General features: G+C 55.9%; 15 protein-coding genes. 10 read left to right on the top strand and 5 right to left on the bottom strand.

Annotated features, from left to right (window positions below):
• Positions 1-55: 55 nt before the first annotated feature.
• The 5 genes from ACYVI2_RS12030 to ACYVI2_RS12050 form a co-directional block, all read right to left on the bottom strand.
• Entirely contained in the window at positions 56-862 is an 807-nt protein-coding gene (locus tag ACYVI2_RS12030) for an enoyl-CoA hydratase/isomerase family protein (RefSeq protein WP_415821432.1), read from the bottom strand.
• Between the two features lie 127 nt (positions 863-989).
• Positions 990-3,077, bottom strand: coding sequence for a TRAP transporter large permease subunit (locus tag ACYVI2_RS12035; protein ID WP_415821433.1), 2,088 nt, complete (start codon positions 3,075-3,077; stop codon positions 990-992).
• Positions 3,074-3,769, bottom strand: coding sequence for a TRAP transporter small permease subunit (locus ACYVI2_RS12040; protein WP_415821434.1), 696 nt, complete (start codon positions 3,767-3,769; stop codon positions 3,074-3,076). Before ACYVI2_RS12040 ends, ACYVI2_RS12035 begins: the two co-directional genes overlap by 4 nt.
• Positions 3,770-4,052: 283 nt before the next feature.
• A complete protein-coding gene (locus ACYVI2_RS12045; RefSeq protein ID WP_415821435.1) occupies positions 4,053-5,177 on the bottom strand; it encodes a TRAP transporter substrate-binding protein in 1,125 nt (374 codons plus the stop codon).
• A gap of 175 nt (positions 5,178-5,352) precedes the next feature.
• On the bottom strand, positions 5,353-6,249 hold the full coding sequence (locus tag ACYVI2_RS12050; RefSeq protein WP_415821436.1) for a glycosyltransferase family protein: 897 nt from the start codon (positions 6,247-6,249) through the stop codon (positions 5,353-5,355).
• A 293-nt stretch (positions 6,250-6,542) separates the two neighbouring features.
• Between ACYVI2_RS12050 and rfbB the strand changes: the two genes are divergently transcribed.
• The 10 genes from rfbB to ACYVI2_RS12100 all read left to right on the top strand — a co-directional run bounded on the left by rfbB (position 6,543) and on the right by ACYVI2_RS12100 (position 17,719).
• A complete protein-coding gene (gene rfbB, locus ACYVI2_RS12055; RefSeq protein WP_415821437.1) occupies positions 6,543-7,619 on the top strand; it encodes a dTDP-glucose 4,6-dehydratase in 1,077 nt (358 codons plus the stop codon).
• A complete protein-coding gene (gene rfbD / locus ACYVI2_RS12060; protein WP_415821438.1) occupies positions 7,577-8,521 on the top strand; it encodes a dTDP-4-dehydrorhamnose reductase in 945 nt (314 codons plus the stop codon). Before rfbB ends, rfbD begins: the two co-directional genes overlap by 43 nt.
• Positions 8,522-8,542: 21 nt before the next feature.
• Positions 8,543-9,421, top strand: a complete 879-nt coding sequence (rfbA, locus tag ACYVI2_RS12065; protein WP_415821439.1) for a glucose-1-phosphate thymidylyltransferase RfbA — start codon at positions 8,543-8,545, stop codon at positions 9,419-9,421.
• A gap of 5 nt (positions 9,422-9,426) precedes the next feature.
• Positions 9,427-9,978: a dTDP-4-dehydrorhamnose 3,5-epimerase gene (rfbC, locus tag ACYVI2_RS12070; protein WP_415821440.1), complete on the top strand. Its 552-nt coding sequence runs from the start codon at positions 9,427-9,429 to the stop codon at positions 9,976-9,978.
• A 9-nt stretch (positions 9,979-9,987) separates the two neighbouring features.
• The gene (locus ACYVI2_RS12075) at positions 9,988-11,988 is read left to right on the top strand and encodes a capsular polysaccharide biosynthesis protein (RefSeq protein ID WP_415821441.1); all 2,001 of its coding nucleotides are present in this window, start codon (positions 9,988-9,990) and stop codon (positions 11,986-11,988) included.
• Between the two features lie 202 nt (positions 11,989-12,190).
• Positions 12,191-13,027, top strand: a complete 837-nt coding sequence (gene galU / locus ACYVI2_RS12080; RefSeq protein ID WP_415821442.1) for a UTP--glucose-1-phosphate uridylyltransferase GalU — start codon at positions 12,191-12,193, stop codon at positions 13,025-13,027.
• Positions 13,028-13,088: 61 nt separating this feature from the next.
• Complete coding sequence (locus ACYVI2_RS12085) at positions 13,089-13,991, top strand: glycosyltransferase family 2 protein (protein ID WP_415821444.1); 903 nt, start codon at positions 13,089-13,091, stop codon at positions 13,989-13,991.
• A 10-nt stretch (positions 13,992-14,001) separates the two neighbouring features.
• Positions 14,002-16,155: a glycosyltransferase family 2 protein gene (locus tag ACYVI2_RS12090; RefSeq protein WP_415821445.1), complete on the top strand. Its 2,154-nt coding sequence runs from the start codon at positions 14,002-14,004 to the stop codon at positions 16,153-16,155.
• Between the two features lie 61 nt (positions 16,156-16,216).
• Entirely contained in the window at positions 16,217-17,059 is an 843-nt protein-coding gene (locus ACYVI2_RS12095; protein WP_415821446.1) for an ABC transporter permease, read from the top strand.
• A 78-nt stretch (positions 17,060-17,137) separates the two neighbouring features.
• Complete coding sequence (locus ACYVI2_RS12100) at positions 17,138-17,719, top strand: ABC transporter ATP-binding protein (RefSeq protein ID WP_415821447.1); 582 nt, start codon at positions 17,138-17,140, stop codon at positions 17,717-17,719.
• Positions 17,720-17,733: the final 14 nt, after the last annotated feature.

Raw genomic sequence — 17,733 nt, forward strand, 5'->3', positions numbered from 1 at the left:
CTGGGGCGAGATAGCATCGCCGAGATTTGTCGCTTTGTTGAATGTGGGCTCGGTGTTATTTGTCGTTCGATTCTGCTGGATCCGGTACCCAGGACGCCGCACGTTTTTCCAGGAAAGCGGCAATACCTTCCCGGCCATCAGGAGACGCGCGGAGCGCGGCCAGGCGGGTGGCGGTGTCTTCTAGTATGGCGTCGTCGATGGGGTGCTGAGAGACGTCATGGATCAGACGTTTGGATTCTTTTAACGCATTGGGCGAGGCCAGCATGAGTTTGCCTAGCAATGCATTGATGTGTGCGTCCAGTTCTTCGGATTCGCAGATGTCGTGGATGAGGCCGATGCGCCATGCTTCGGCGGCGTCGAATGTCTCTGCGGTGAGGAACCAGCGGCTGGCGGCGCGAGGGCCGATGGCGCGCAGGACGTAGGGCGAGATCATGGCGGGGATGAGGCCCAGGCGGGTTTCGGTGAGGGCGAAGCGGGTGTCGCGGCTGGCGATGGCGATGTCGCAGGCGGTGGCCAGGCCCAGGCCGCCCGCCATGCAGGCGCCGTGTATGCGTGCGATAGTGGGCTTGGGGCAGGTGTAAATCGTATGGAGCAGGGTCGCGAGGGCCTGCGCGTCCGAGCGGTTGTCGGCCTCGCTGGCTTGCGCGCTGTGGCGCATGGCATTGAGATCGGCACCGGCACAAAAGACTTTGCCATGTCCGGCCAACACGATGGCGCGTATTTCGCTGTCGTCCGCGAGTGTCATGAATGTCTCGGTCAGCTCGGCAATGAGACGCGCATCCAGCGCGTTACGCACTTCAGGGCGGGCCAGCCAGAGCACAGCGGTTTGCGGGCCATAGGCGACTTCCAACGTTTGCAGCATGCGGACTCCTTATGGGTTCAAGGCGCGGCGACGACGAGGTGTATAGCTTATCGCAGTGATGAGCCACGCATCATGGCGACCACATCAATATCAACAATACGCTCATGCCGCCGCTACCTCTGGCCTATCAACGATACAACACCGTTGGCAGCCAAAGCCCGATTCCCGGGAACATGTACAGCAGGAAAATCGCCACGACCTGGATGCCCATGAATGGCATCATGCCCAAAAATATCTGATTCAAGGTGACGTGAGGCGGCGAGATGCCTTTCAGATAGAACGCAGACATGGCGACTGGAGGCGAGAGGAACGCAGTCTGCAGGTTCAACGCCACGAGCAGACCAAAGAACAGCGGGTCGATCTGGAATGTGATCAACAGGGGCACGAAAATCGGCATGAAGATGACGATGATTTCGGTCCATTCCAATGGCCAGCCCAGCAAAAAGATAATGATCTGCGCCAGCAGCATGAATTCGATCGGCGTTAGTCCCAGCGATAGCACCCATTCTTCGATGATACGTTGACCGCCCAACAGCGCAAACGCGGCGGAAAAGATCGACGAGCCGACGAATAGCCAGCACACCATGGCGCTGGTTTTTGCGGTCAGGTAGACCGATTCTTTCAGCACGGGCATGTTGAGCCGCCGGTAGGCCAGCGCCAACAATGCGCCGCCCATGGCACCCATTGCGGCGGCTTCGCTGGGGGTGGCGAGACCGAACGTGATGGAGCCCAATACTGCGGCGATCATCAATGCCAAGGGAAAGAACGACCCCATCAGCATTTTAAAGATTTCCAATCGCGCCCACGTCAGCAGCATATAAAAGACTGCGAGGATGGCCAGGCAGATGCCGAAGAATATCCAATAGCCAGTGGGGGCAGGGACGCGTGCGGGACCTGAGTCGGATGCGGTTGATGCGGCGCTGGCCGTATTGGCCGCAGCAGGATCAGCAGCCGTATTCGGCGCTGCCGCAGCGCTGCCCGGTGGCTCGCTCAATCCGGACGATGAGGCTCCCGGTGGCTCTGCCACACCACTAGTAGCTGGCGGCTCCGCGACGCCATTATTCATGGGAGGCTCTGCCAATCCACCATCTGCAGGCGGCTCGCTTAGTCCACCTTCCATCGGTGGTTCGCTCAACCCTCCCTCAACAGGCGGTTCAGCCAATCCTCCCGCCATCGGAGGCTCAGCGAGTCCACCAAAATCACCGCCGCCGCTGCCCAACCGTAACTCATCAGGGATCTCATACACCGTTGGCGGTTGCGTCACCAGGTAATAGACCGACCCGGTCAACACCGCAAACGCCAGTAATGGCGTCAACGCCAACATCGTGTATCGCGACAGGAATCCAAACGATACACCGGCGTTGCGGCGACCCTTGAACAGAGTTCCCAGCAAACCGTTGATGGCGTGGGTATAGCCTTGGCGTGACAATGCATCAGCCTCGGCAGGCAGCGCAATGCGCCGTTCTTCGGCCGTCAATGGCGGCGCCATATCCGGGCGCAGTTTGGCGACGAGCATGACGTACAGCACATACAGGCCGGCCAGCATCAGGCCCGGGAAAAACGCCCCGGCATACAACTGCACCACCGACACGCCGGTCGTTGCGCCGTACACGATCAACATGACCGAGGGCGGCAGCAGGATGCCCAGGCATCCGCCAGCGGTAATCGAGCCCGCGGTCAGTCGAACGCTATAACCGGCCTTTAACATCGCCGGCATCGCCAGCAATCCCATCAACGTGACCACCGCACCCACGATGCCTGTGGCCGTCGCGAATATCGCGCACGTTGCGAGCGTCGCCACCGCCAATGCACCGGGCAGCCTGGCCAACGCCAGGTGCATCGAACGAAACAGCTTTTCAATCAGGTTCGCGCGTTCGACCAGATAGCCCATGAACACAAACAACGGCACCGAGATCAACGCATCGTTGGTCATCGTGGCGTATGTCCGCTGCACCATCAGATCCAAGGTCTGATGAATCGAGCGCTGCACATCCGGATTTTGCAGGTAGTACGCGAGAAAGGTGAACAACACCCCCATGCCCATCAAGGTAAACGCGGTCGGAAACCCCAACATAATGGCGACCACGATTAAGGCCAGCATCAACAACCCGAGATGCCCCGTTGTCAGATCGTGCCATGGCGTCAAGAAACCTATCATCGCCAGCACAATGCCGATACACGTCAAACCAAACCACAGTGCTTTGTGAATTTTCATTTGGTGCGCTCCTGGTCATTCGCGGAGCGGCCTGATTTGCTGCGCTCTTCGTCTGTGAACGCGTGATCCTGTTCCCCGTGTTGTTCATCAATGACATAGCGATCCAGCTTTGCGATGTCTTCGTCTTTGACGTGCACCATTTTCTTGAGCTTATCGACGTCGACTTCTTCCACATCCTCCTCACGCGACGGCCACGCACCATCGCGCAGACAGAGCAGGCAGCGCCCGATTTCTGCGAAGCCTTGCAACAACAGCACTGCGCCCGCGACAGGGATAAACGCCTTGAATGGATAAATCGGAGGGCCATTCGCCATCAACGACGAGTGCTCACGAATCGCAATCGACTCTCCTGCGTAATACCATCCCGCCCAGACCAACGCGACCACACCCGGAATAAAGAACGCGATATACAAAATCACGTCCAGCCCCGCCTGCACGCGCGGGGGCAAAAAGCCATACAGAATGTCGCCGCGTACATGGCCGCTTTTCGCCAAGGTATACGCGCCCGCCATCATGAACAATATGCCGTAATACATGAGCTGCAAATCAAAGGCCCAGGCGCTGGGCGTGTTGAATATGTACCGGGCAGACACTTCCCAACAGATATGCACCGTCAGCACGACAATTAACCAGGCAAAGGCCTGTCCGACAAAAGTAGACAAGCGGTCCACCATGCGTATCAGCTTTAGCATAGGGCGTGATCCAGGTCAGGTGAGAATAGGGTGGTCACAACGGGGCGGTGCAGCATGACGGCGGCATCGGAAGACACTGCATTGCGGCAATGGCATCGAGGCATTCTCATCGAAACGCCATCGAGGCACCTGCATCGAAGTACTGCATCGAATATCTTGAAGTACCTATATCGACTCGGCGACAACCACACAGACACGACTCCGCACCCGCTCGCCGCACTGGGTTAATGCCCAGCACTGCGAGCGGGTACGAAGCCGTGTTGCAACATCAACCAATGGCCGGTCAAGCCGCAGGCTTGCGCGCAAAGTAATGATTGAATGCCATCCGGTAATTCACCGAGACGTCGTTCTGCCAGCGTCCCGCCCGTTGTGCAAAATCGCGCTGCGACTCCAGCACCTTTTTGAACAAGGGGTTTTCTGCCGAGCGTTTTTCGATCATCGTGTCCCAGATCTTTAACTGCTCTTGCAGAATCGAGTCGGGTGTTTTGTAGAACTTGACGTTGTGTTCTTTCTGCAGCTTGATGTAGTCGGTCGAATAACGATTGGCCGCTTTCCAGGACATATCGGCGCTCGCGGCCTGCGCGGCATAGGCGAGGATATGCTTCAAATGCTTGGGCAGCGCTTCGTATTTATTCTTGTTGAACAGGATCTCGAACTGCTCGGCGCTTTGGTGAAAGCTTTGCAGCATGCAGATCTTTGAGACATCCTGAAAGCCCAAGGCCAGGTCGGACGACGCGTTATTGAACTCCGCCCCATCCAGCAACCCGCGATCCAGCGCAGGTACAATTTCGCCGCCGGGCAGGGCGTTCACTGCCGCACCCATCGCGGTATACATATCGATCGCCAGACCCACCGTACGGAACTTGAGCCCCTTGACGTCCTCGTATTTCGTGATCGGTTTCTTGAACCAGCCAAACGGCTGCGTCGGCATCGGCCCGTACATCAGCGACGTGACATTGACGCCCATCGCTTTTTGGATTTCCACCAGCAGCTCTTTGCCGCCGCCATATTCGTGCCACGCCAACAGCATGTTGGCATCCATGCCGAACGAGGGGCCCGAGCCCCACAGCGCCACTGCCGTGTTCTTTCCATACCAATAGGCCACCACGCCATGGCCGCCATCCAGCGTGCCGGCGGACACCGCGTCCAGCAGGTCAAAGGCTTTGACCACCGCGCCCGCAGGCAGCACCTCGATCTTTAACTGACCCTCGGCCATATCGTTGACCTTGCGGGCATAGTCCTGTGCGAACTCGTGAAAAATATCGTTGGCCGGCCACGTGCTCTGAAAGCGCAGCGAAATAGGTGAACCTTGAGCACGAGTGACAGCCGGAAACCCTAGCGCCGCGGACCCTGCGATAGTGGTGGCACCGGCAATGAAACGGCGGCGAGATGACGCGTTGTTTAGCATGGCTTGTTGTCTCCTGAGTGAACTGCATGAACCAGCTTGTTATGAAACAGCTTTAAAGGTGCAGCAAGAACAAAGCGCAATGCATGAGACTGAGCGGCAGTACGGCTGACCGCTACTGGATTAAACCTTGCTGAACGGATCCTGACAATTAGTTGATATGTGGGGATAACCCGCATCAAGCCTGTGCAGTGTGCAAGGCCTGTTCCAATACCGCAGCAGATTCCACCATTGGCGCCGCGTGTCTCTCGATGGCTGCGGTGCGCAGCGCATCGAGCCTGGCACGGTCATTCACGAGGTCGTGAATCGTCTCCACCCACAAGTCCGGGTCATTTTTTAACAACAACCCGTCTTCCTCGTGCGTGATCGCATCCACATAGGGGCTCGGCGTCGAGTACACCCCCACCGCGCCGCAGCGCGCGATGTCATAGATCTTGCTGTGCGAGCGCCCCATATTGAAAGGCGAGGGCAGTATCGGCGCCAGGCCAATGTGGCCATGCAGGGTATGGCAGTGGCTGATGTAGTTATGCCAGGACAGCGGATGCAAAATCCGGGTGCGAGGTAAATGGCGGAATTTCTGATTGATCGTGTGATTGCCGATTAACTCGAAATGCAGATCTGGGCATTTTTCCAGCAACGCTCCGATAATCGGAAACAGCCATTCCATCTCGGCGTGATGCGTCGCCGAGCCGTGATAAAACATTTGAATGGGGCCGCGTTCGCGCAGCGGATGCAGCATGCTCGGGCCATGCGCATCGCCTACCAGCGGGCGAGGGGAAATCACCTGCGCCGTTTTAAACGAATATCGCTGACGCAGTTCCTCAGTAGAAAACCAATATTCCGACGACAGCGCCAGGATGTCCGGAATAAACGCTGCGCAATATTTATTCAGTTTCTTGACATACGCTCGCGGTAAACCCCCCCAATGTTTTGGACGAAGTAAATCATCGTCCATAAAGTAAGCCACTTGGCTCAGCTGGCTGCGGTGCGTGCGCAACGCCGACACCCATCGGGAATTCAAATACCGAACAATCACCACCCCGGTTCCCGGTGCCAGATCGCCGAAATGAGGCATATCCTTGTCTATATTTCTATACGACACCGGCAGCCCAGATTCTTGCAATCGTGGGCGAATGTAATAATCAGTTGAGGGGTTGTCACTTTGTTGCAATACCAGCCACTGACGTAGCGTATTCTGCGGCCAATGCGTTTGGCCGCCACGCAAACGCCTCAAGCGAGAAAGTAATCTGGATAATGGCAACGTTCTTGTGAACAGCGGCGAAGGTTTATACTAGCGAGCCTGTAATAGTACATTACACGCATGCAAAACGCCTTTGCCTCGGCCGGGTTTTAAGAAACATTTGAGAAATGACAATACTTGTTACGGGCGGTGCAGGGTTTATTGGCGGTAACTTCGTTTTAGATTGGCTAGCCCAATCTGATGAGCCCGTTATCAACCTGGACAAACTGACCTACGCAGGTAACTGCGACACCCTCACATCACTGCAAGGCGATGCGCGGCATCACTTTGTCCGAGGCGACATCGCCGACCGGGCCTGCATCGACCGACTGCTGGCGCAGCACACCCCGCGTGCGGTCATCAACTTTGCGGCCGAGTCCCATGTGGACCGGTCTATCGACGGCCCGGCGCCATTCATCCAGACCAACATCGTTGGCGTATTCGCCTTGCTGGAGGCCGTGCGCGCCTATCACGCCTCGCTGCCAAATACACAGCAAGAAGAATTCCGTTTGCTGCATGTTTCCACCGACGAGGTCTATGGCTCGCTGGCCAGCGCCGACGCGCCGTTCACCGAGACGCATGCGTATCAGCCCAATAGCCCGTATTCCGCCTCAAAGGCCGCGTCCGATCACCTGATCCGCGCCTGGCACCACACCTACGGTCTGCCGGTGGTGACCACAAATTGCTCGAACAATTACGGTCCCTACCAATTCCCGGAAAAACTCATCCCGCTCGTCATCCTGAACGCCCTGGAGGGCAAGCCCTTGCCCATTTATGGCGACGGTCAGCAGGTGCGCGATTGGCTGTACGTCAAAGACCACTGCAGCGCCTTGCGGCGTGTCCTGCAGACAGGCAGACTTGGCGAGACCTATAACATCGGCGGCGCCAGCGAGCGTGCCAACCTAGACGTCGTGAACACTATCTGTACCTTATTAGACGAATTGCGGCCACGCGCCGACGGCCGGTCCTATGCCGAGCAGATCACCCACGTCACCGACCGCCCCGGGCACGATCGGCGCTACGCCATCGACGCCGGCAAAATCGCCCAGGAACTCGGATGGAGCCCGTCCGAGACCTTTGCGTCCGGCATGCGGCAGACCGTCACGTGGTATCTGGATCACCCCGACTGGGTACAGGGCGTCGTCAGCGGCGCCTATCGCGAATGGGTGGCACAGCATTACGGCCCGACGGGAGCGACCGTTTGAAGATCCTGATCATTGGTAAAAACGGCCAGGTCGGTCATGCCTTGCAGGACAGCCTGGCGCCCCTGGGCGAGCTCGTCGCGGTAGATCGCCAGGATTGCGATCTGGCCAACCCGGCCACCATCCAGGCCACGCTCGACGTCCACCAGCCTGACATTATCGTCAATGCCGCCGCCTACACCGCCGTCGATCGCGCCGAGGCCGAGCCCGAGCTCGCCATGCAGATCAACGGTACCGGCCCGGAACTATTGGCCAAAGAGGCCAGCGCGTCCGGCGCGCTGCTCGTGCACTATTCGACCGATTATGTCTTTAACGGACACAAACCCGCGGCCTATGTCGAATCCGACGAGGTCGCTCCGCAGTCCAGCTACGGCCGCAGCAAACTCGCGGGCGAGCAGGGCATCATCCGTCATCTACCCCAGCACCTGATCCTGCGTACCAGTTGGGTACACAGCGAACATGGCGGTAATTTCATCAAGACCATTCTGCGCCTCGCGCAGAATCAGGAACAACTGAACATCGTCGCCGACCAGGTCGGTGCGCCCACGCGCGCAGCGCTGATCGCCGACATCACGGCGCAACTCATTGCGCGCTATCAGCACAGCACAGCGGCAAACACGGCCGGCGAATTCCCCTACGGGTGCTATCACCTGACGGCGTCGGGCCACACCTCGTGGTACGAATACGCCTGCCTGCTGGTGCGATTGGCACGAGAGGCCGGCATGGCGCTGCAGGCATCACCCGATACCATCCACCCGATTCCGGCTGCCTCGTATTCATCCCCCGCGCCCAGGCCTGCCAATTGTTGCCTGAATACCTCTAAACTACGTCAGACGTTTGATGTATCTCTGCCGCAATGGGAAGACGGCGTTCAACAAACGATTGCGCTATTAGCGCGCCGATAAGATACGCAAGGATCACACTCAATGAAGAGGCGCAAGGGCATTATTCTGGCGGGTGGCTCGGGTACACGGTTGTACCCCGCCACGTTGGCCGTCTCAAAACAACTATTGCCCGTCTACGACAAACCGATGATCTATTACCCGCTCAGCGTGCTGATGCTGGCGGGTATTCAAGACATCCTGGTGATTTCCACCCCGCAGGACATGCCACGGTTCGAACAGCTGCTGGGCGACGGCAGCCAGTGGGGCCTGAGTCTGCAGTACGCCATCCAGCCCAATCCCGAGGGGCTGGCCCAGGCCTTTCTCATCGGCGATAAATTCCTGGACGGCGCGCCCTCCGCGCTGGTCCTGGGCGACAACATCTTTTACGGCCACGACTTTTCCAAGCTGCTGCACGACGCTGCCGCCCAGGAAACCGGGGCCACCATCTTTGCCTATCATGTCCATGACCCGCAACGCTACGGCGTTGTCGATTTCGACAAGCACGGCAAGGCCCTGAGCCTGGAGGAAAAACCCCTGCGGCCGCGTTCGCATTACGCCGTCACCGGGTTGTACTTCTACGATCATCAGGCGTCCGAGATCGCCAAAACCATCAAGCCGTCCATCCGCGGCGAGCTGGAAATCACCGACCTGAATCGCGCCTATCTGCAGCAAGACAAGCTCGACGTCGTCACCATGGGACGCGGTTATGCCTGGCTGGACACCGGCACGCATCAATCCATGCTCGAGGCCAGCCAGTTCATCGCCACCATCGAGGCCCGTCAGGGCCTGAAAGTCGCGTGCCCCGAGGAGATCGCCTACCGTCTGGGCTACATCAACGCCCAGCAGCTGGTACATCTGGCCGAGCCCTTGCGGAAAAATGGCTACGGTGAATACTTGATGAACATCGTGACCGAAATCTGATCCCCATGAACGTCATTCGCACCGCGATCCCCGAGGTATGCGTCTTTGAACCTCGCGTGTTCGACGACGAGCGGGGCTTTTTCTTTGAAAGCTTCAATCAGCAGACTTTCGAGGACGCCATTGGCCGCCCGGTCACGTTCGTCCAGGACAACCATTCCCATTCCGTGCGCGGCGTGTTGCGCGGCCTGCATTACCAATTGAATCCGCACGCCCAGGGCAAGCTCCTGCGCGTCCTCTCGGGCGAAATCTACGACGTTGCCATCGATCTGCGACGCGGTTCGCCCACCCTGGGGCAATGGGTAGGAGAAATCCTGTCCGCGGCAAACCGCCGCCAGCTGTGGATCCCCGAAGGCTTTGCGCATGGCTTTCTCGTTCTGTCCGATTCCGCCGACGTGTCGTACAAGACGACCGACTACTGGGACAAAGACTCAGAGCGCGCCATCGTCTGGAACGACCCCCAGCTCAAAATCGACTGGCCCGCGAGCCCACAACTGATCCTGTCCGCAAAAGACCTGCAAGCCGGCACCTTTGCGCAGGCGGACCTGTTTGAATACTGATCCGCGCCGATGACGCAGCCCCGCCTCATCATCTGCTCGGCCGGTGTACGCCGCAACGCGACCCTGGCCGCCTTGCTGGACGATTTCGACCTAGTCTATCCAAAGCCCTCACGGCCCCAGCCCGGCGATAGCGTGCTGGCTTGGGGGCAGCGCCCCAGTGCGCAGCGCGCGCAGCGCTATGCCGAACAGCATGGTCTGCGCGTGTGGCACATCGAGGACGGTTTTCTGCGGTCTGTCGGCCTGGGTTTCATGGATCCACCTCTGTCGGTAGTCCTCGATGATCAAGGGCTCTACCTGGACGCGGGCCGTCCCACACGGCTAGAGACCCTGATCAAACAGCCCCTGGATACCGCGCAGCAACAGCGCGCCCAGGCGTTGATCGCTGCCTGGCGCCAGGGCAGGGTGTCCAAATACAACCACACCCGTGACGCGCATGCGCCCCTGCCTACAGGGTATGTGCTGGTTGTCGACCAGACCTACGGCGATGCGTCTGTCACCGCAGGTGGTTCGACCCCAGAAGATTTTCCGCGCATGCTCGAGGCCGCCTTGGCCGAGCATCCGGAGCGCACCATCGTCCTGAAAGTCCACCCCGACGTCCTATCCGGCCGTAAACGCGGTTATTTCGACGTCCAGCAGGTGCGTGCCATGCCGCGCGTCGTGCTGATGGACCAGGACGTGCATCCGGCGGGTCTCTTGGCTGACGCCCACGCCGTCTACACCGTGACATCCCAACTGGGTTTCGAGGCCTTGTTATGGGGCAAGCCCGTTCGCGTATTCGGCATGCCGTTCTATGCAGGCTGGGGCCTGACCCATGACGAACAGCTCGCGCCCGAGAGGCGGCGCCAGGCCGTCTCGCTGGCACAGCTGACCCATGCTGCCCTGATCGACTATTGCCGTTATGTCGACCCCGAGACGGGCCGTCGCTGCGAGGTGGAAACTGTCCTCGCCTGGATCGCCCTGCAGCGCCGCATGCGCCAGCGCTTTCCCGAGCACATCACCGCCGTTGGGTTTTCCGGCTGGAAACATGGCTTTGTCCGAGATTTCTTTGGCGGCAGCCGCGTCCGTTTCACCTGGTTCGCCAAACGCGCGAGCCAACACGCCAGCGTTGCCAGTTGGGGCCGCAAACTCGATACGGCTCTCGCCAACCGTCCCCCGGAAAAACCCGTCATCCGAGTCGAAGACGGCTTTCTGCGATCCGTAGGATTGGGTGCAGACTTGATCCGCCCCGTGTCCTGGGTGCAGGACGACGTAGGTATCTATTACGACGCCACCCGCGCATCGCGGCTAGAGCAGATCCTGTCCCAAACCGACTTTTCGGCGCCTCTGCTGGCCCGTGCGGCCGCATTACGCGAAACCATCTGCGCGTCCGGCATCACCAAATACAACCTGTTGGGACAGGCCGCGTGGTCGCGTCCGCCTCAGGCACAGCGTGTGCTCCTGGTCGTGGGCCAGGTCGAGACCGATGCGTCGATCCGCTATGGCGCCAGCACCATCCGGCGCAATATGGATTTACTGAGAGCCGTGCGGCAGGCCTATCCCGACGATTACGTCTTATATAAACCACACCCCGACGTTGCCGCCGGCCTGCGGTCATCCGGCCAAGGTGAGGGCGGTGCACTGCAATGGTGCGACGAAATCATCGACAATGTTTCGTTAGAGCAGCTATTCCTCTCGGTAGACGAGGTGCACGTCCTGACATCCCTGGCGGGCTTTGAGGCGCTGTTGCGCCATAAACCGGTGGTGACCTATGGTCAACCGTTCTATGCCGGGTGGGGATTGACCGAGGATAGAGCGTTAATCGATGACGTACAGCGCAGGCGCGATCGATTGCTGACGTTGGACGAGCTGGTGGCCGGTACCTTGATTCTGTATCCCACCTACGTCAGCCGGATCACCCGGCGGTTTGCCACCCCAGAGCGTGTGTTGCAAGAATTAATTGAGTGGCGGCAAATGCCTCAACATGCACAACCTTGGCGCCATTGGATTGCCAAAGTATTTCGCGAAAAATGATGCTTCATATTGCAGGGAAGGTGCTCTAATCGGCATGACGTGATAGAAAAGTATGACTCAGTTACAGAAATGATAGATTGTTTCGTAATGTGCCACATCAAACCGTCAAAATGCTCAGTTAGTTTCCTGTAGTCATGTTTGCCTTTCCTTGCACTTTCGCCTGTTAACTTCCTTCATACTCGCGTTTTCTCCGTAGGTCGCTATGAAACCAATCCGTAAAGCAGTATTCCCCGTCGCGGGTCTTGGCACTCGTTTTTTGCCGGCCACCAAAGCGATGCCCAAAGAGATGCTCCCCGTCGTGGACAAGCCTCTTATCCAATACGCGGCTGAAGAGGCTGTCGCAGCTGGCATTACCGAGTTGATTTTCGTAACTGGACGTAACAAACGTGCAATTGAAGATCATTTCGATACGATGCCCGAGCTCGAGGCCGAGCTGGAAGCGAAGAACAAGCAGCAGCAGTTGCAAGCGATTCGCAGCATTCTGCCGGCGCATGTGAACTGCGTGTACATCCGGCAGCCGGCTCCTTTGGGGTTGGGGCACGCGGTGTTGTGCGCCGCACCCGTGGTTGGGAATGAGCCGTTCGCTGTGTTGTTGGCGGATGACTTGATTGATGCCGAGGTTCCTGTGACGCGCCAGTTGGTGCAGGTTGCCCATTCGTGCGAGGGCAGCGTGCTGGGGATTCAGAACGTTGAGCGTCATGAGACGAACAAGTACGGGATTATTTCTGGTAATCAGGTCGATAACGAAACGTGGCGGTTGGATGGCATGGTTGAGAAACCTGAGCCTGCCCAAGCCCCGTCTACGCAGGCTGTGGTGGGCCGCTATGTGCTGGAACCCGAGATTTTTGAGTATCTGCGCCAAACGGGTAAGGGTGCCGGTGGTGAAATCCAATTGACCGATGGTATCGCTGCCATGCTGCGTGACCGTGCTGTTTTCGGTTATCAATACGACGGTACGCGTTACGATTGCGGTAATAAACAAGGTTTCTTTTCCGCTACCGTGGCGTTGGGCAAGAAATATCACGGCTTTACCGAATAAGCGCGACGCCGTTTGGTAACTCCTCAACAGCCATTTTGATCATCATCCTATGAAGTTTGCTGTGGGTGCGATCTTCAAAAACGAAGACGCATATGTATTGGAATGGCTGGCGTTCCACAAGATCGTCGGGTTCAGTCAGTTTTTGATTGCCGATAATGGCAGCACTGATTTGACTCGACAGATACTGTCGATCTTGCAGAGGCATGAGCCTATTACCTTGGTTGATTATCCGGACCAGCCGGATGTTCGGCCGCAATTGGGTGCGTACAACTTGCTGACGAAAATGTGTCCGGCCGATATTGATGCGATTGCGTTCGTTGATGCGGATGAATTCATTACGCCGATGGAGGGTACAGAGTCGGTTGTGCCGAAATTGACTGAGTTGTTTTCCGACCCCGGTGTAGGCGGTTTAGCATTGAACTGGGCATGCTTTGGATCTGGTGGGCAGCGGTTTTGGGAAGAGGGGTTGGTCATCGAGCGGTTTTTGCGGCGGTCTTTGGTGAAGTTTCCCGTTAATCAACACTACAAAGCGGTGATACGGCCGACGAACCTTGATCACTGGGCGACGCCACACCATGCGGTGCTGAAAAGCGGCCGTTATGTAGATGTGCTAGGTAACGATCTCGTTTGCCGTGATGGCCGCCTGGATAGCCTAAGTAAGAATGTTGTCTGGTCGAATATACGGATTAATCACTACGTCGTGAAATCATTCGAAGAATTTGTACTACGCAAGAGCCCGAAAGGTAGCGCCACGAAAGCGGGCCGGATCAAGCATCGCAAATACTTTGAGTTGCATGACAAGAATAACGAGCAGTGCGACGATATGCTGGCCTTTGTGCCCGCCGTCAACGCCGAGGTAGAGCGCCTGGAGGCGTTGATTGCGCCTGAGATGGAAGCAAAGGCGCCCGGGTCGGCTTGGCGGCAATGGTTGCACAGCCTGAAGGCAGGCTTGCAACGAGGCTAATCAAGACGATATGTTTTTTTCTCACAGCACTGTTTTTGCAAAACGAGCCTCCGATGCCTGGTTAATGCCTATTGAGCAAGGTGAAGGAGCCTCTACTGCTGGCGTCTATCTAATTCAAGGCTCCGCGATAGGGCATGATCGTGCCTATGGTGCCGTCCTAACGCTGAGTCTGATCGATGGGCAAGCTGTGGACGTTGATGTTCTGGTAACACGTAACGGCCAGATTCAAGAAATGGTCAAAGTACATACAGGCATACGGGCCGTCAGTCTTAGAAGCTCAGCGATTTCAGCGAGCGAAGTTTCTGTATCGTTGCGACGCTTATTGTGGCCGGAATATCGCTTCCGACAATTGCGTCGAGTGGTGCCGGTTTTTTTTCGGCAAACTAAGCAGCGACGTGCCCGTGCCGGATTAAGGCTAGGTACTTTATTTACCAATCTGAACTATGCGTATAACGTGTCCTGCCGCTTTCGGGCCAACGCTTATATGCGGAGCTATGCGGATTGGCACGCTGAATTTTATAGCGTTTCCCCCGAAGATCGTCACTTGATGCAAAAGTACATGCGGCATTGGCAACGGCCTCCGCATTTTCAAGTCATTATATTGGGGCATGACTCCAACGGGAAAATCGAAGATCCGGCGATCGAATCCAGTCTGGATAATCAGATATATCCTCATTTTTCCCGATTGCGCTTACCCTATGAAGGTTGGGAGCAAAGGCTGCTCGACCTATCCATGGCAAGCTCACGGGATTTTGCACTTGCCAACCAAGCGGTTCATGGCCCCAGTTGGACTATTATCCTGCGAAATGGAACCCAGTTATCTGAAGCCGCTCTGTTTTGGTTGGCCCATACAATTAGTGGCGACAGTACTGGTAAGCTCGGAGTAGTTTATGCCGATCACGATACCGTCGGCGTGGATGGTAAATTCTCGAACCCCGCTTTCAAGCCAGATTGGTCGGCGGAGTTGTTACGTTCGACTAACTATATAGGCGACGCTTTTGCTTGGCATACAAGGCCACTGGCAGGAATTTGGGATGCAGTGCAGGCTGCGACTCTTAGTGTAGATGGGGCCTTGCATAGCCTACTTTTGGCCTTGACCGCGGATACCCCTGGAGTAGGTCACGCGCATGCTCCTCTGTGGCATCTAGACAATAGCCGTAGGAAAATTGACTGTATAGATGATACAGAGACGAGTCAAATTGTTACCGCACATTTGCAGCGATTGGGAATTAAGGCGGTAGCATCCGCAGCGGGGCAGGGGCGTTGTCACGTTCGCTACGCTTTACCGACATCGCTGCCACTAGTCACGATTGTTATTCCAACACGAGACGGTCTTGCCCATTTGCGGCGTTGCATCGATAGTCTGTTGAAAAAGACTACGTACCCAGAATACGAAATCATTGTCATGGACAACCAGAGTGCTCAACCCGAGACTTTGGCCTATCTCCGCACCATTGAGACTATTTCCACGGTCCGCGTGTTGTCGTTCGACGAGCCGTTTAACTATTCAAAAATCAATAACCATGCGATTCGACACGCGAAAGGGGAGTTAATTTGTTTATTAAACAACGATACCGAAGTCATTTCCCCCGATTGGCTGGCAGAGATGACAAGCCTAGTGTTACAAAAGGGGGTAGGGGCGGTCGGCGCTAAGCTCTTATACGACAATGATACCGTTCAGCATGGTGGTGACACTGTGGGCCCCGGGGGGTGTGCGAATCATTTGCACACAGGTATCAATCGTGATGAGCCTGGATACTGTGGGCGAGCTGTTGTTGCGCAAGACCTGTCGGCAGTCACAGCTGCATGTCTGCTGACACATAAGTCCTTGTATGTGTCGTTGGGTGGCTTAAATGAAACTCACTTGACAGTGGCGTTTAATGATGTGGACTTTTGCTTACGTATCCGAGAGTGCGGTCTTCGCGTGTTATGGACTCCTCACGCATTGCTCTATCACCACGAATCTATCACTAGAGGAAGGGATACGAGCCCCGCGCAGATTCTAAGGGCTAGAGCAGAAGTGGACTATATGCGTACGCGGTGGGCCCATCTAATGCACCATGATCCCTTCTATAACCCGAATTTGAACTACCAGCAGCCTGATTTCAGCTTGAGCGGCATGCCGCATGTGACGCTGCCGTGGAGAGGAAAGTTGGCTCGATAGGGGGTAGCTATCCTTGCTATGAATGTACTGCAACATTCAGTCAGCTTATCGAACTGTTTTCATGGGTATACTGCAGCGCAGCACCGGTTTACTAAACATCTTTCTTATGACGCCACGTACTCCATTCCAAATTACCCGAGCTGTGATCTTCGCACTTTTGTTGCGGGAGATGCGCACGCGTTTTGGTCAGCGTCAACTGGGCGCGTTTTGGATGTTGGCTGAACCGATCATTCAGTTGATTGCAATGACGGTCGTGATGGGCGTAATTCGTGGACGAGGGCCGGTCCAAGGTATTCCATTTCAGGTTTTTCTGCTCACTGGCATTGCGCCCTTTGTGATGTTTAGGGGCGTTGCTATGCTAATGATGGAAGGTTTATCTGCCAATCGAGGCTTATTTGCATATAAGCAAGTGATGCCGATGGACACGTTCGTAGCTAGAACAATAATGCAATGTAGCCTTGCGAGTATTTCGTATTTGTTTGTTATGGCTATTTTTGCCTGGTATGGATTCGATATGAGCATTCATCAACCATTGGAATGGTTGGGATTGCTCTTAATGGGCGTGGCGTTAGCATTTGGAATGGGCCTAGTATTGGCCGTTATTGTGGACGCACTCCCAGCGGCACGTACTTTTACACGTTTTTTCTTTTTGGTTCTTTATCTGTCCTCTGGGGCGATGCTTCCTGTTACCAGATTTCCAGAATACGCATTACAGTATTTGGCATGGAATCCATTTTTACATCTAACAGAGCTGCTTCGACAGGCTGTATTTCCGTTTTATCAAGTTATTGATTTAACGTCGTTTCCTTATCTGGCAGCTTGCACAGGTGTGTTCCTGACTGTGGGCTTGGGGCTTTTTAGAATACGGCGATTGAAAATGTTGGCTATTAAAGGAATTGTTTAGCCGATGTTCACTCTAGATAACATTACTAAATCATATCGCACGACAAGCGGCCGGAAATACATTTTCCGAAATTTGTCCATGGTAATTCCCCCGGACAGGAATATCGCGCTCATAGGCAGGAATGGTGCGGGAAAATCTACCTTAATGCGCTTGTTATCAGGGGTGGATACGCCTGATTCAGGGGTGATTCGTACAGATAAGAGCATTTCGTGGCCCGTTGGGCAGTCTGGCGGATTTCAAGGCAGCATGAGCGCACGGGACAATGTCAAATTCGTCTGCCGTGTATATGGCTACGTTGGAGAAGAGATGCGTAGCAAAATTCGATATGTGCAGGATTTCGCGGATATTGGTTCCTGGTTCGATGAGCCCATTCGTACATACTCCTCAGGGATGAAGTCCAGAATTGCGTTTGGATTGAGTATGGCATTTGAATTTGACTACTACCTTATCGATGAAGTGATGGCTGCTGGCGACAATACGTTTCGCAAGAAATGCCAAGAAGTCTTTAACGAAAAATTGGGAAAATCAAAGATTTTTCTTACGACACACAATATGAAAGAGGTCGAGCGCCTATGCGACATGGTGCTGTTGGTCGACAACGGGCAATTAAAGGTATATGACGATGTTGCAGAAGGTATTAATGTATATCTCACCAAATAAAGTCTGGAAAACAA

It is taken from the genome of Bordetella tumbae (assembly GCF_054780995.1).

Bases quoted from the DNA above. Each gene is read 5' to 3' on its own strand.
- ACYVI2_RS12030 (WP_415821432.1), bottom strand. From the start codon at position 862: ATGCTGCAAACGTTGGAAGTCGCCTATGGCCCGCAAACCGCTGTGCTC.
- ACYVI2_RS12035 (WP_415821433.1), bottom strand. From the start codon at position 3,077: ATGAAAATTCACAAAGCACTGTGGTTTGGTTTGACGTGTATCGGCATT.
- ACYVI2_RS12040 (WP_415821434.1), bottom strand. From the start codon at position 3,769: ATGCTAAAGCTGATACGCATGGTGGACCGCTTGTCTACTTTTGTCGGA.
- ACYVI2_RS12045 (WP_415821435.1), bottom strand. From the start codon at position 5,177: ATGCTAAACAACGCGTCATCTCGCCGCCGTTTCATTGCCGGTGCCACC.
- ACYVI2_RS12050 (WP_415821436.1), bottom strand. From the start codon at position 6,249: ATGCCTCATTTCGGCGATCTGGCACCGGGAACCGGGGTGGTGATTGTT.
- rfbB (WP_415821437.1), top strand. From the start codon at position 6,543: ATGACAATACTTGTTACGGGCGGTGCAGGGTTTATTGGCGGTAACTTC.
- rfbD (WP_415821438.1), top strand. From the start codon at position 7,577: ATGGGTGGCACAGCATTACGGCCCGACGGGAGCGACCGTTTGAAGATC.
- rfbA (WP_415821439.1), top strand. From the start codon at position 8,543: ATGAAGAGGCGCAAGGGCATTATTCTGGCGGGTGGCTCGGGTACACGG.
- rfbC (WP_415821440.1), top strand. From the start codon at position 9,427: ATGAACGTCATTCGCACCGCGATCCCCGAGGTATGCGTCTTTGAACCT.
- ACYVI2_RS12075 (WP_415821441.1), top strand. From the start codon at position 9,988: ATGACGCAGCCCCGCCTCATCATCTGCTCGGCCGGTGTACGCCGCAAC.
- galU (WP_415821442.1), top strand. From the start codon at position 12,191: ATGAAACCAATCCGTAAAGCAGTATTCCCCGTCGCGGGTCTTGGCACT.
- ACYVI2_RS12090 (WP_415821445.1), top strand. From the start codon at position 14,002: ATGTTTTTTTCTCACAGCACTGTTTTTGCAAAACGAGCCTCCGATGCC.
- ACYVI2_RS12095 (WP_415821446.1), top strand. From the start codon at position 16,217: ATGGGTATACTGCAGCGCAGCACCGGTTTACTAAACATCTTTCTTATG.
- ACYVI2_RS12100 (WP_415821447.1), top strand. From the start codon at position 17,138: ATGGTAATTCCCCCGGACAGGAATATCGCGCTCATAGGCAGGAATGGT.